Source organism: Chryseobacterium defluvii (assembly GCF_003634775.1).
GTDB classification, from domain to species: Bacteria; Bacteroidota; Bacteroidia; order Flavobacteriales; family Weeksellaceae; genus Chryseobacterium; species Chryseobacterium defluvii.
In genome coordinates this window covers 282,166-296,852 of sequence record NZ_RBXB01000002.1, presented here as the reverse complement: position 1 = coordinate 296,852, position 14,687 = coordinate 282,166, and the positions used below count along the sequence as shown (strand labels likewise).

The window sequence follows — 14,687 nt, the reverse complement described above, 5'->3', positions numbered from 1 at the left end:
GATTTAAATTAAATTTAATTCACTTTCAGGCTATGCTTTACTTTACTATAAAAAATGTAATTTGTGAGGTTTTAATCAGATATCTTAAATAAAACAGAAGCGGGCTAAAGCCCGCTTCTGTTTTATTTAATCCTATTAATAAATTCCACCGATCTGGTAATAACCAATTCAGGGGCTTCTTTATGCGGAGTATGCCCAATATCCGGAATAATATATTTTTCTGCAGTTCCACTTGTCTGACTGATTGTTTTTTCAACCTGATCCAAGGTTCCGTATTCATCGGCATTTCCCTGAATAAATAATAAAGGACAGTGTATATGGGGTAAAAGATATTCAATGTTCCAGCTTCTGAATCGATCGCTCAACCAGATTTCTGTCCATGCTTTAAATAATCTATTGGCCTTATTTCCGTGGTATCTCTGGAGGCGCTCTCCCAGATTAGTTGTTTTAAAAGCTTCTAAAGCATCTTTAACACCCTTTACCGTAACATTTTCTACGAAAATATGCCCTGCTTCACAAATCACTGCATTTATCTTTTCAGAATATTTACTTGCGGTAATCAAAGCTATGGTACCACCATCACTGTGCCCAAATAAAACAGCGTTATTAATGTTCAATTCATTCAAAAGATCATTCAATACATCTGCTTCCTGCTCCATGTAATTGTTTTCTCTTTCATGAGTAAGCATTGGGTGGGATTTCCCATAACCCAGCCGGTCATATACCAAAACATTACATCCGGTCTCTTTTGCTATCTTAGCAGGAAAATCTCGCCAAAGCTGGACACAGCCTAAAGAATCATGCAGGAAAACAAGGGTTGGCTTATTTTCAAACGAATTGTTATATTCTATATAAAGGGTTTTCCCTTTGACTTCAATAAATTTACTTTCTATCAAAACTCAAAACGTCACTAGAATGCAGGCATTTTTGTATCCTCAAATTCCTTCAATAAGTTATTGAAAACGGTTTCTACAGGAAGAATCTCATCAATTAACGCTGAAACCTGCCCTATTTCCAGCTCTCCTTCTTCCATATCTCCCTCAAACATTCCTTTTTTAGCCCTTGCTCTTCCTAAAGCGGTCACCAAAGCTTCCGTATTTCTTCCAGTCTGATAAATACCTTCCAGCTCATTAAAGAACTTATTTTTCACCATTCTTACCGGTGCCAATTCTTTCAATGTAAGATGTGTATCTCCTTCCTGAAGCTCTGTAATTTTCTTTTTCCAGTTTTCATGAGCACTGGCTTCAACAGTTGCGGCAAAACGGGAACCTATCTGAACTCCGTCTGCACCTAATATCATGGCTGCTTTCATTTGTGATCCTAAAGCAATTCCACCTGCCGCGATCAATGGTATGGAAATATGTTTTCTGACATTGGGAATCAGGCAAAAAGTAGTTGTTTCATCTCTTCCGTTATGTCCTCCCGCTTCAAAACCTTCTGCCACTACAGCGTCGACTCCTGCATCTTCACATTTCATGGCAAATTTTGTAGAGGATACCACATGAGCCACTTTCAGTCCTTCTTTCTGTAAAGTTTCCGTATAGGTTTTGGGATTTCCGGCAGAAGTGAAGACAATTTTCACACCTTCTTCCAGAATGATCTGAATAACCTCATCAAGATTGGGGTATAGCATCGGTACATTCACCCCGAAGGGTTTATCTGTGGCTTGCTTACATTTTTGAATATTCTCTCTTAAAATATCGGGGTACATGCTTCCCGCTCCTATTAAGCCTAATCCACCACAGTTGGAAACCGCCGAGGCCAGTCTCCATCCTGAATGCCAGATCATTCCCGCCTGAATGATCGGATATTGTATATTGAATAGTTGTGTGATTCTATTTTGATTGTTTTGCATTTCGTGAAGCTTTTTAGCCGAGTTGAAATCTATAAAATTGCTCATGCTGTAAAAATACTAAAAACATAGTTTTTTGAAAAATTTTATCCGGGAACACTGATAAAAAAACCTCCAGATTTCTCTGAAGGTTTCTATTTTATTTCTTAATTGATTCTTTTTTCCAGTTGGCTTTAAAGTTACAAGAATCATAACGGCCGTCTATTGATATGAAGGTTGTCGGAAGCTTGGAGTTGACAAACTTTTCAACCATTTCATTTCGCTTTTTATTAAGTGCCATTTGTTTGATTCTGTCGTAATCTGTTTCCAGCGTAATCTGGTGAGCAGGAATCACATCTTCAATTTTCACAATTTTAACGGCTTTTCTTCTGTTATCTTCATCCTCAAAAGCTGTTGTGATATCTCCTTTATTTAATCCTGCCAATTCGTAGCTGATTGTTCCCGGAACGGATTCTCTTTCAATTTTACTTGACCCGTCTGCACCAGGAATTAAACCTGCATTAAATTTGGTTCTTTTATCATCAGAATATCTGAATGCCACATCTTTGAAGGTCATTTTACCATCAATGATTAAAGTTCTGAGACTGTCCAGCTTTTTCTTCGCTGTCTTAATCTCATCATCAGTAGGAGTAGCCTTCAAAAGGATATGCCTCGCATCGTATACTTTACCCGATTTTCTTACCAGCTGAATGATGTGATATCCGAATTCAGATTCAACAGGTTCGGAAATTTCTCCTTCCTGAAGGTTTAAAGCCGCAGCTTCAAACGGCTTTACCATCTGTCCTTTATTGATGTTTTTATATAATCCTCCATTAGCCGCCGATCCTTCATCTTCAGAATAGATTCTTGCCTGACTTTCAAAACTTTCTCCTGCCTGAATATCCTGCTTGATTTTCTTCAGCTTATTGATCAGTTCTTCTTTATGAGCTTCCGTAAGTTTAGGATATATCATAATCTGAGCAAGGGAAATCTCATCTTTTACTTCAGGAAGTTGCATCTTATACATATTGTAGAAGTCTGTAACCTCATTTGGAGTAACGTCTGCTTTTTCTGTTACTCTTTGGTATTTAGCCTGTCCGTAATAAGTATCAGTATCAATTTTTTCGATGGCATTCTTCATCTCATATCCGGTTCTGAACTTATAGGCTGCAAGCATTGATTTTTCATCCGGAAACTGAGAAAGTAACTGATTATACTTAGCATTCGCCTGCTCTTTAATTCGTGCAGATTGGTTTTCAATCAAAGTATCTTTTTTTGCTTCGTAAACAAGAAGCTTATTATTGATCAGATTTTCCAAAAACTCACACTTATCTGTATTGGATGCTCCCTGCTGCTTTGCATAATTCATCTGCTCGCTTACATCAGATTCCAGAACAATTTCATCCCCGATTACAGCTGCAATCCCATCTACCAACTGCCCCTGCTGTAACTGAGCTTGGGCATGCCCGGAAAACAACATCATAAAAACACCTAAAAGAAAAGTGATTTGTAGTTTATTTATCATTATACTATTTAAATAAGTTGCAAATTTAGAATTCTTAGCGAATTACACTCAATTTTTTATTATAAATATTTCTTAAAAAGACTTATTTATTGCAGTTCGACATCAAATGTCGTCAATTCTTTGAATTGTCTTAATCTGCTGAACATATCCGATTCCGTAACTTCCTGAAGCCTTTCGGTTCCGAATTTCTCAACGGTGAATGAAGCCATCGCAGAACCTACGATTAATGCAGATTTCATAGTTTCGAAATCAAATTTTCCTTTTTTAGCTAAATAAGCGGCAAAACCTCCTGCAAAAGTATCGCCAGCTCCGGTAGGATCGAATACCTCTTCAAGCGGAAGTGCAGGGATCGCGAAAATTTTGTTATCATGGAAAAGCAATGCTCCGTGCTCACCTTTTTTAATGATTACAAATTCAGGCCCCATGGTATGAATCTTCTTAGCTGCTTTTACCAGGGAATATTCTCCTGAAAGCTGTCTTGCTTCTTCATCATTAATGGTGATCACATCTGTTTTGGCAATCATATCCATTAAGACATCCCAAGCAGTGTTCATCCAGAAATTCATAGTGTCCAGAATAACCAGCTTAGGGCGCTGATTCATTTTTTCAAGAACGGATAACTGAACTCCGGGATGCAGGTTCCCTAAAAGTAAAATCTCAGAATCCTGCATAGAATCAGGAATTTTAGGATCAAAATTTTCCAGAACGTTCACTTCTGTTACTAAAGTATCCCTTGTATTCAGATCATTATGATATTTTCCTGACCAGAAAAACGTTTTGCCATCCTTCACAATTTCAATACCCTCGATGTTTACATCTCTATCGGTAAGCAAATCCAGATATTCCTGCGGGAAATCACCTCCTACTACGGAAACGATTCCTGATTTCACTCCTAAAACGGATGAAGTAAGCCCTATAAAAGTGGCTGCACCTCCTAAAATTTTATCTGTTTTGCCAAAAGGGGTCTCAATTGCATCGAATGCAACGCTTCCTACAACTAAAAGTTTCATATGTTTTTCAATGTATTTTTGTACGTAATTATTTTTTCCATTCAAATGTGTCCAGCAGGTGCATCATGTCTTTTTTGATGTAATTAACTGCGGGGGCCAGCGAATCCGGCTTTGGTCTTGTGTTAAAGTATAAATAAGCAGTCACAAAATGTCTTGTGCTGTCTGTAGCGTAAAACTGAAGGTTGGAGGCACTCTGCCCTTTTAATTCATAAAAGTTTCCGTAAACTTTTCTCTCAGGATATTCAAAAGATTTAGTATCAATAGCACTTGCTTTAATGGTATGTTCATACACCATTTTTTCCGCTTCTTTGATATGGTCTGCAAAATCATTCTGGATCGGATAATAGGTGATGAAAACTTTCGCTTTCATTTTCGGGTAATTCAGGTAATACCAACAAGGTCTTTTGGCATCCGTAATGGTTGCAAAATCAGAATACTCAAAATTATAGGCACAATCCTTATCCAGTTTCTGATATTTGGGTGCCGGATATTCCAAACGAAGTTCCCCATATGGCTTGGGAATAGGATCTTTTCCACAAGACAACAGTAGTAATGAAGCGAAAATAAAAATGACTTTTTTAATCATTTTGCAAAAGTACAAATTAGATTTTAGATTTAGGAAGACAAATTTCAGTCTTTCAGTGAGTTTATATTTAAAATAAGTTTAACCACAAAAGACACAAAAGTTTTAAACACTTTAGTTATGGTAAGTTAAAATATAGTTATTGAGAAGTTCACGTAAGTATTTTAAAACCTCCGGTTTTAAATATGATGTGTTCTTAATATTCTCAAAGTATTAAACTTTAAACTTAATTGCTCTAAAGTGTTTCAAGAAAAAAGCTTTTGTGCCTTAATAATTTATTTCTGATTTCGGTTTTGGATATAATTTTCCAGGGGTTTAGGAAAAGATTTTTCATGGGAACCTTCAAAATCTGTAACGAGATATTGATTTTGAGCGATGAATTGCTTCCAGGCAGGTTCTGAAGTTACTTCTATATTAGAAATTTCGATAGTAAGGTTCTTATGCGTCAACTTATGATTCACGGTTTTCACTCCTTTATTGAATGATTCCAGTTCTTCAGGAATAATTGAAGGAAATTCAAATAATTTTTTCCAGATAAAATCGTCTTTTCTCTGCTGAATTAGAAACTGGCCATTCCTGTGGACAAAATAGTATTTCAGATGAAGATTTTCACTTTTCACTTTTTTGGTTTTCACAGGGAATTCCGAAATTTTGTTGAGTGAAAATGCCAAACAGTCTTCATTCAAAGGACACTCTCCACACAATGGATTTTTCGGCTTACAGATTTCCGAACCGAGATCCATCATGGCCTGGTTGAAATCACCTACATTTCCAGGCAGAATTAATGTGGCCAATTCTGAGAAATAGGCAAACGCTCTGGAGTTGGATATATCAAAATCATCTGCAAAAACCCGGCTTAATACTCTGTAAAAGTTTCCGTCCACTGCCGGAATTTTACCACCAAAACAAATACTTGTAATGGCTGCCGCAGTATATTTGCCTACTCCTTTTAATTTCAGGATTTCTTCATATCGGGACGGAAAAACACCACCATAGTCATTTATGACTTGCTGGGCCGCTTTGTGTATATTAATGGCTCTCGAATAATATCCCAAACCTTTCCAATACAGTAAAACTTCATTTTCTTCAGCTTCTGCCAAGGTCTGCACATCGGGAAACCTTTGAATAAAATTATTATAATGGTTCAACCCCTGATTGATTCTTGTCTGCTGAAAAACGATTTCACAGATCCAGATTTTATACGGATCTTTTGTTTGCCTGAAAGGTAAATCCCGGGCATTTTTCTTATACCAGCTCAGAAGTTTGTTGCCCAGGTGTAAAAAGTCCGAAGCTTTGTTATTTTTGTCCAAAAAAGTCATCTCATTAAATCCCTGCAAAGATAAACTTATTTGTTTTCTTTACCTACAGAATATACCGAAGCTCCTTTCAACCATTGATATTTAAGATTTTTTTCTTTGGCGATAAAACGATACCCATTAAGCTTTTGAAGGTATATGTACATGGAATCTTTTCCGAGCTTTAACCTGGAATTGGAAAGAAATTGCAATGGATAATGAACAGCAGAATCCCGTGTTGTTTTTACCAAATCCCCTGAGTTGATTTTATAGATAAAAACAGCCTTACCGCGGCCGGAAGAACTGTCTACCAGCTTTACATCCGCACTGGTAATGACCATTTGACTTTGATCGTAACATTCTTCTTCACTCATTACATACGCCTTACCTTCATGCCGTTCATCTGCAAAAAGGTCTATCTTATGTTCAGGGCTTTGAAGTTTTTTATCTTCACAGCTTATCAGAAAAGCCACAATAAATAAAGGTAAAGCATATATGAATTTACTTCTTTCCATAATAATTTTCATAGTATCCGGTAGAAAAAAACCGATGTAAAAATGCATCGGTTTTTTATATAAAAATTTAGGTCAATTTATTCCTGAGCGTATTCTGCATCCCATTCGTTACCATCATCTCCTTTGTGCCCGTCTAATTTAATAACGAAGCTTTTGGTAGGGAAATACGGGGTTAAACGGATATCCAGCCATACTCTGTCTTTGTTCACTTTATCCTGTTCAAAACGAACGATCTTGAATTTCTCGATCAGTTTATCCGGTCCTTTAATGCCATCTAAGAATGTTACGATCTGTCTTCTCAAATCGTCTTCATTTCTTGCATTCCAGTTTTCGAAAGCCCTTCTGTTTAAGAAATCCAATAAAACTTTAGTTACATAATCAAATACACGAACTACTGAATATGTCTGAAGTCCGATATTATCTCCTGTAAATAATGTTTTTGCAGAGAAAGCCATAATTTTGCCATATTCATTCACCATCGGCACCAATCCCATTTTTTCTAATTGGGAAATCTCACTTTTCTTTAATTCGAATTTTACGGCATCCACTTCGTTGATGTTCCCATGTTTCTTACCTGCAGCCACCTGAGACATCAGTGTTTTATGAATTTTCCCGGCTAAGGATGTTGAAGGCGGAAGTTCTACATTTTCCTCTTCACCCACTTCTTCAGCTTTGCCACGTCCTACAAGCCAGTTACACGTCATAATCACATTACTTCTGTGCAATTCTCCTCCTGTAAGGTTGGCGGAATGGAAAAGGTCTACCACATCATCCGGTTTATCAAGGTTCGCGAAATCCGTAACCATCATCACTTTGTTCTCATTACAGATTTTCGCCCATTTTTCGATTACCTTATTGGATCCCAGATATCCCGGAATGGCCAGAATGGAATAATTATCCCTAAGATCCAGACGATCATAGTAGTTTTTAAATTCATCAGCAATCGCGTCAATGAAAATCGGATTATCCAAATCCGTTACCTGATCAATGCTTGCATTAATAATATTTACATTGTCTACTTTGTCTAATTCCGTATTTTTGTAGAACTGCGCTACGGTTCTGTAGTTGGTTTCCAGCTGGCGAACGGCATCAAGGGTGTTTTTCAGGTTTCTTTTTAAACTCTGATCAGCCTGTTGCGCTTTATTTTTGCAGGTTTCCGCCATTTTATCCGCAGATTCATTTTCTTCCAAAAGCTGCACCCAAAGATTTATTTTTTGGAGTAGTTCTTTTCTTTCGTCTGCTTTATTGGTATCATTAAGGAAAATTTCTTTCCTTGCTTTTCTTGTCGGATTCATATTGGCAATGCCATCCACAACGGATTCAACAAAGCCGAAACCTCCTATTTTATTAAGTTCGGCCAGCGGATTTCCTTTTGGTTTACCCGTCTGTTGCTGTTGACCTTGTTGTTGGCCTTCTGCTGCCTGTAGTTTACTGTCCATGATTAAAGTCTTTAATTATTTTTCAAGTTCTTGTGCCACTTCTTTCAATACTTCCACAAACGCTGCTCTCGTTTGCTCGTTTTCCAACATATTACGCAGAATTTTATTTGTTTTCAGCTGACGTACAATTTTGTTGTACTGCTCCTGCTCCATGCTGAGCTGCTGTAAATAATTTGAATTCTGGGTAAGATTTTTGGGTGTGAAATCCGCAAGATTCTGAAAACGGAATTCTTCTTCTACCACTCCGCCGTCTTCTGTTTCATGCTGTACGCTTACAGAAGGCTGAAAATGTTTGAAGACATCATCCACAGTCTTTAATCCTGTTACAATTTCAGGGGTATAAGATTCCTCGGTTGTAAGCTGGCTTACAATGAGTGATTTATTCTCTTGTATTTCCTGAATAGCTTCATTAGCGTCTACTTTAACTTCGTTTCCGCCAACACCATAATTGAACATTGCCATATTATTATTATTTTGAGATTTTTGATTTTGGTGAGGATTGCTTTTAAAATAACCTGTTGCGGAATCGAACAAGTCACCAATCCAATGTTTAAATTTAAAAAAAAACTGTAACATACAAAATTTTGTTAAGATTTTTCTTGAAATATTTAATTTAATCCATTATATATCAATTAAAAAATAGTATTTAATGATGTCACTAAACTATGAAAAATAAATAAAAAAACGCATCAAAATGATGCGTTTTCTTTTCTAACAATTGCTGGTAAACTATTACCAGATTTTTATTCTGTCCTGAGGGGCCTTGTACATTTTATCCCCAGACTTTATATCAAATGCTTTAATAAATGAATCCTGATTCACCAGCGGACCGAATGCCCTGAAATATCCCGGTGAATGCGGGTCTGTTTTTACCTGATTGACCATATGCTGGTCTGTGGATTTTGTTCTCCAGACTGTTGCCCAGCTCATAAAGAATCTCTGGTCCTGAGTAAACCCACTGATTGGCCCTGGATTTCCGTGGTCTTTCAGATACATCTGAAGGGCATCATAAGCAACAGCCACTCCACCTAAATCTCCGATGTTTTCACCACTTGTAAATTTACCGTTTACAAAGCTTCCTTTTACGGGTTCATAAGCATTATACTGTGCGGCTAGTTGTCCTACTTTTGCATCAAAGTTCTTACGGTCTTCATCTGTCCACCAGTTATTCAGGTTTCCGTCTCCATCAAAACGGGAACCGCTGTCGTCGAATCCGTGAGAAATCTCGTGTCCGATAACGGCACCGATACCACCGAAATTAACGGCTGCATCAGCTTTAGGATTATAGAACGGAGGCTGTAGAATAGCTGCAGGAAACACGATTTCGTTGTTTGAACCGTTGTAATATGCGTTTACCGTTTGAGGAGTCATTCCCCATTCTGTTTTATCCACCGGTTTTCCTACTTTTTCCAGGCTTCTCTGATATTGCCATGCTGCAACATTCTGAAGATTGGAATATAAGGTTGCCCCTTGTTCGGGAGAGCTTACTTTCAATTGAGAATAATCTTTCCACTTGTCCGGATAAGCGATTTTCACAGAGAATTTAGATAGTTTCTCCTGCGCTTTTACCTTGGTGGTTGCAGACATCCAATCCAGGTTATTGATGTGGGTTTTGAAGGATTTCAACAGATAGTCGATATAAGTTTCCATCTGTTGTTTTGCTTCCGGAGTAAAATATTTTTCAACATACAGCTTACCGAAAGCTTCTCCAAGAACTCCATTGACAAGAGACAGCCCTCTTTTATCCATCGGACGCTGTTCTTTCTGTCCCTGAAGATATTTTGAATAGAAATCGAATCTGATCTGTTCTAAATTCTGATCCAGGTTACTCGCATTTCCGTTGATAACATGGTATTTTAAGTAATCTTTTAACAGTGGAAGGTTTTTCTGAGTCAGGAACTGATCCATATTCTGGTAATATTTCAGTTCTCCGATAATTACTTTATCTGTGTTGACACCCGCACCCGTTAAATATTTTGCTAAGTCGATATTTTTAACCAAATCTGATAATTCGGATACTTTTTTAGGGTTATATCTTAAATTGGCATCTCTGTTTTGTTCAAGTGTTAAAAGGTATTTAGCCAATTGCTTTTCAAAAGCCACTACATTCTGAGCTGCCTGAGCTGAGTTTTTATATCCTAAAACCCCGAATAATTTGCCCACATAATTCTGATACTCTGCTAAAGTTTTAGCATTGGCCTCATTGTCTTTCTGGTAATAGTCTCTTCCTAAACCAAGATCGGGACCGCCAAGGTATACGGCGTTCATTTTAGAATCCTTCATATCTGCCCTTACTCCCCATCCATAGAAAGAATTGTCTCCAAACTTCGTTCCTTCTAAAAGATATTTCTGAAGGTCATTGAGGTTTTTGATGGCATCAATTTTTGCCAGATCTCCTTTGATCGGAGCTAAACCTTCCGCATTTCTTTTGTTGGTATCCATGAAAGAAGCATACAGGTTCTGAATTTTTTGTCCTTCCGAACCTTCCGGATATTTTTCGGAAAGAATTTTATTGAGAATATCAAGAGAAGCATCATCCACATTTTCTCTCAATGCATTGAAAGAGCCCCAGCTTGATTTATCGGAAGGAATCTGAGTGGTTTTCACCCAGTTTCCGTTAACGTAGCTAAAAAAATCATCTTGCGGACGTACACTTTTATCCATATATGATAAATTGATCCCTTCTTCCTTCACTTCTTCTTTTTTCACAGGTTCTGCAACGGCAACTGCAGTCTCGGTTTTGGTACTGGTATCAGCAGTTTTTGCGGTACCGCAGGAGTTTAAAAATACTATCCCTGAAAAGGCAAGTATTGCAATATTTAGCTTTTTCATTAAAAATAATTTTTGATTGAACACAAACTTACCAAATATACGAATTGTTTACTAATGATCATTGATAAATAATAAATGATATAAGATTCGAACTGGATATGTAAAGATCAATATGCAGGTGAATTTTTAAGATCAATGACCGATTATCAATTATCATTAATAACAAAAACCGCTCATTTCTGAGCGGTTTTCTATTTTTTGGTAATGATTACCAGATTTTAATCCTGTCTGCAGGTTTTTTATACAGCTTATCGCCTTCTTTTACGTCGAATGCTTTATAGAAAGAATCAACATTAATAACCGGACCGAAGCTCCTGAAATATCCAGGGGAGTGCGGGTCTGTTTTCACCTGGTTGATCATGTATTTCTCGCTTGACAATGTTCTCCAAACAGTTGCCCAGCTCATGAAGAATCTCTGATCCTGTGTATAACCACTGATGGATCCAGGATTCCCTTTATCTTTCAGATACATTTGAAGCGCATCATAAGCGATATTTACACCTCCCAGGTCAGCAATATTCTCACCGTTCGTGAAAGTCCCGTTTACGAACGTTCCTTTTACTGGCTCATACTTATCGTATTGAGCAGCAAGAGCTTTTGTCGCTTTTTCGAAATTGGCCTTATCTTCCGGAGTCCACCAGTCTACCAGGTTTCCGTCTGCATCAAACTGTGCTCCTGAATCATCAAATCCGTGGCTCATTTCGTGACCGATAACCGCACCGATTCCACCAAAATTAATGGCAGCATCAGCCTGAGGATTAAAGAAAGGTGGTTGAAGAATCGCAGCAGGGAAAACGATCTCGTTGTTTACCGGGTTGTAATAAGCATTTACCGTCTGCGGAGTCATTCCCCATTCTGATTTGTCAACAGCTTTTCCGATTTTCGCCAAATCTTTGTTATACTGCCATTCAGTGATGTTCTGAAGGTTTGAATATAAGTTTCCACCTTTAGCTTCAGAAACAATATTTAGTTTAGAATAATCTTTCCATTTATCAGGATAAGCAACTTTTACAGTGAATTTGTTCAATTTCTGCATTGCTTTTTCCTTTGTTGTAGCAGACATCCATGTCAAACCATTGATGTGAACCGCGAAACTTTTCTTCAGGTAATCAATTAACTCAACCATTTGAGCTTTTGCTTCAGCAGGGAAATATTTTTCAACATATAATTTTCCGAAGGCTTCGCCCAAGGTTCCGTTGATCAGTTCATACCCTCTTTTGTTAAGAGCTCTTTGTTCTTGCTGACCTCTTAAATATTTGCCGTAGAAAGCAAACTTCATGTCGCCCAGTTTTTCGCTTAAATAAGAAGCACTTCCGTGAAGCATATGGAATTTCAGATAATCCTTGATCACAGGAAGATTCTGGGCATTGATGAATTTATCCAGGTTTTTGTAATACCCGATTTCCCCGATAATTACTTTATCCGTATTCACCCCCACTTTTTTAAGGTAAGCAGGAAGGTCTACATTTTTCACCAATCCGGAAAGTTCCGACATTGTTTTTGGATTATACTGAAGTGTATTGTCGCGGCTTTGCTCGTTCGTCAAATAAGTCTGTGCAATACTTTTCTCATAATCAACAATTCCTTTTGCAGCTGCATCAGCATTTTTGTAACCCAGTTCTTTCAACATGGAAGCTACATATTTTGTGTATTCTGCAATAGCCTCTGTATTTTTTTCATTGACTTTCTGATAATAATCTCTTCCTAAACCAAGAGCAGCATTACCTAAGTAAACAGCATTCATTTTAGAATCTTTCAGATCTGCATCCACTCCCCATCCGTAGAAAGTATTTTCGCCTTCTTTCGTTGCTGAAGTAAGATAATTCTGAAGATCCGCAACATTTTTGATAGCATCAATTTTGTTGATATTTGCCTGAATAGGCTTGATTCCGTCTGCATTTCTCTTCTGCATATTCATATAGGTAGCATACAGGTCCTGAATCTTTTTCCCCTCTGTTCCATCAGCAAATTTATCTTTCAAAAGAGAGTTCAGGATCGTCATGGAATTATTATCCGTATCATCAGCAAGCTTGTTGAAACTTCCCCAGGTTGGCTTATCAGACGGAATTTTAGCAGTTTTCATCCATGTTCCGTTCACATAGTTATAAAAATCATCCTGAGGACGTACAGATTTATCCATCAGACTAAGGTCTAATCCTTTATCTGTAGCACTCACAGCAGTTTTGTTTGCATTAGCCTGAGCCTGCAATACATTCTGTGAACAAATCCCTGTTAATAAGAACAGAGAAAGCGTTAATTTTTTCATTCTAATTACAATTTATACAATATGTATGTCTTTTCTTCAATTTGTTACTGAAAGTATTTTATTTTCCAGCCGCTTATGTACATTACTGATTATCTTCAGTTTGTATCAGCATCCCGATCAGATCCTGAAGGATTTTCTGTGAAACAAAATTCATAAAATCGAGCCTTTCCAAATGAGGCATATAGAGTTTTGAGGTTTGTTCTTTTTCATTGATTCTGATGGTATAGAAAACAGTTCCTACTTCTTTCCCGTCCTCACCTTTTCCCGGCCCGGCCACTCCGGTTGTGGAAAGAGAAATATCTGTATCAAATAATTCCTGACAACCTTTTGCCATTTCCCGGGCAACCTGTTCGCTCACTACCGTATACTGATCAATTGTATCTTGTGAAACTTTTAAAATTTCGGTTTTCTTTTCCGAAGCATAAGCAATGATTCCCCCCAGAAAATATTTTGAGCATCCTGAATTGGAAGTGATCATTTTGGCCAGTTCTCCTCCCGTACAGCTTTCCGCTGTTGAAATAGTGAGCTTTTTCTCACTCAACAATTCACCTAAAATCTTTTCAATTTTATCTTCGGATGTGGCAATGGTATGACCTTCCACTAAAGGGAGCAGCATTTGAACCCGGTCTTCCAATTGTTGCTGTAACAGCTCTTCATTATCTCCTTTCGCAATTAATCTCAGTTTCACCCTGGTTCCTACCGGAAGGTAAGACAATGCCATGTTATCCGGAAGGGCCAGTTCCCAGTTTTCAATGGTATCCGCTAAAATACTTTCGGGAATTCCTACAACGGAAACAATTCTTGTAGTGATATAGTTGAGATTGAATTTATTTTTTAAGTAAGGAATGATCTGATCTTTAATCAATGGCTTTACTTCATAAGGAACTCCCGGAAGACTGAAGCACAGCTTTCCATTCTGCTCCATCATCATACAGGGAGCGGTTCCGTAATAATTTTGGAAAACTAAAGATTTTGTAGGGACAAAAGCCTGTTCTCTGTTTCTTTCAAGAATCTCAAGCCTTCCTCTTTTTTCCATATACTTTCTAAGATGTTCAAAAGTAACCTCATCCAGAGCAATCTCGTCATTGAAAAATTCAGCCAGGGCCTTTTTTGTTTTGTCATCTCTGGTGGGTCCCAATCCACCTGTTGTAATCACAAGGTCGCCCGATTCCAGTGCAGCATGTAAAGTTTTTTTGATGGTTTCAATCTCATCTGAAATGGTGAAGATCTGTACAACCTGTATTCCTATGTTTTTAAGTTCAGTAGCAATAAAATTAGAATTGGTGTCTACGGTATTTCCTGAAAGAATCTCATCACCAATGGTAATCAGAACAGCTTTTTCCATATGTATATTCTCGAAAATTCTTATACAAATGACGGGAAAATATATG

General features: G+C 37.6%; 12 protein-coding genes. All 12 read right to left on the bottom strand.

What is annotated here, in order from left to right; all coding sequences use genetic code 11:
• Positions 1-122: 122 nt before the first annotated feature.
• Positions 123-896: an alpha/beta fold hydrolase gene (locus tag BCF58_RS08180; RefSeq protein ID WP_228434762.1), complete on the bottom strand. Its 774-nt coding sequence runs from the start codon at positions 894-896 to the stop codon at positions 123-125.
• Positions 897-910: 14 nt separating this feature from the next.
• Positions 911-1,900, bottom strand: a complete 990-nt coding sequence (locus tag BCF58_RS08175) for an NAD(P)H-dependent flavin oxidoreductase (RefSeq protein WP_228434761.1) — start codon at positions 1,898-1,900, stop codon at positions 911-913.
• 91 nt (positions 1,901-1,991) lie between these two features.
• On the bottom strand, positions 1,992-3,356 hold the full coding sequence (locus BCF58_RS08170; RefSeq protein ID WP_121461315.1) for a peptidylprolyl isomerase: 1,365 nt from the start codon (positions 3,354-3,356) through the stop codon (positions 1,992-1,994).
• 86 nt (positions 3,357-3,442) lie between these two features.
• Positions 3,443-4,366: a PfkB family carbohydrate kinase gene (locus tag BCF58_RS08165; protein WP_121462002.1), complete on the bottom strand. Its 924-nt coding sequence runs from the start codon at positions 4,364-4,366 to the stop codon at positions 3,443-3,445.
• Positions 4,367-4,394: 28 nt separating this feature from the next.
• Positions 4,395-4,952 (bottom strand): gliding motility lipoprotein GldD, encoded by a 558-nt coding sequence (gene gldD, locus BCF58_RS08160; protein WP_121461314.1) that lies wholly within the window; start codon positions 4,950-4,952, stop codon positions 4,395-4,397.
• Positions 4,953-5,224: 272 nt separating this feature from the next.
• On the bottom strand, positions 5,225-6,268 hold the full coding sequence (mutY, locus tag BCF58_RS08155; RefSeq protein ID WP_121461313.1) for an A/G-specific adenine glycosylase: 1,044 nt from the start codon (positions 6,266-6,268) through the stop codon (positions 5,225-5,227).
• Between the two features lie 26 nt (positions 6,269-6,294).
• Positions 6,295-6,759, bottom strand: coding sequence for a hypothetical protein (locus BCF58_RS08150; RefSeq protein ID WP_228434760.1), 465 nt, complete (start codon positions 6,757-6,759; stop codon positions 6,295-6,297).
• Between the two features lie 77 nt (positions 6,760-6,836).
• Positions 6,837-8,198 carry a DUF5458 family protein gene (locus tag BCF58_RS08145; protein WP_121461311.1) on the bottom strand — a complete coding sequence of 454 codons (1,362 nt, stop codon included), beginning with the start codon at positions 8,196-8,198 and terminating at the stop codon, positions 6,837-6,839.
• Between the two features lie 15 nt (positions 8,199-8,213).
• The gene (locus BCF58_RS08140; protein WP_166668350.1) at positions 8,214-8,660 is read right to left on the bottom strand and encodes a type VI secretion system contractile sheath small subunit; all 447 of its coding nucleotides are present in this window, start codon (positions 8,658-8,660) and stop codon (positions 8,214-8,216) included.
• A gap of 270 nt (positions 8,661-8,930) precedes the next feature.
• Positions 8,931-11,030, bottom strand: coding sequence for a M13 family metallopeptidase (locus BCF58_RS08135; RefSeq protein ID WP_121461309.1), 2,100 nt, complete (start codon positions 11,028-11,030; stop codon positions 8,931-8,933).
• Positions 11,031-11,238: 208 nt separating this feature from the next.
• Positions 11,239-13,296, bottom strand: a complete 2,058-nt coding sequence (locus tag BCF58_RS08130) for a M13 family metallopeptidase (protein WP_121461308.1) — start codon at positions 13,294-13,296, stop codon at positions 11,239-11,241.
• Positions 13,297-13,378: 82 nt separating this feature from the next.
• Entirely contained in the window at positions 13,379-14,641 is a 1,263-nt protein-coding gene (locus BCF58_RS08125) for a CinA family nicotinamide mononucleotide deamidase-related protein (RefSeq protein WP_121461307.1), read from the bottom strand.
• Positions 14,642-14,687 lie beyond the last annotated feature (46 nt).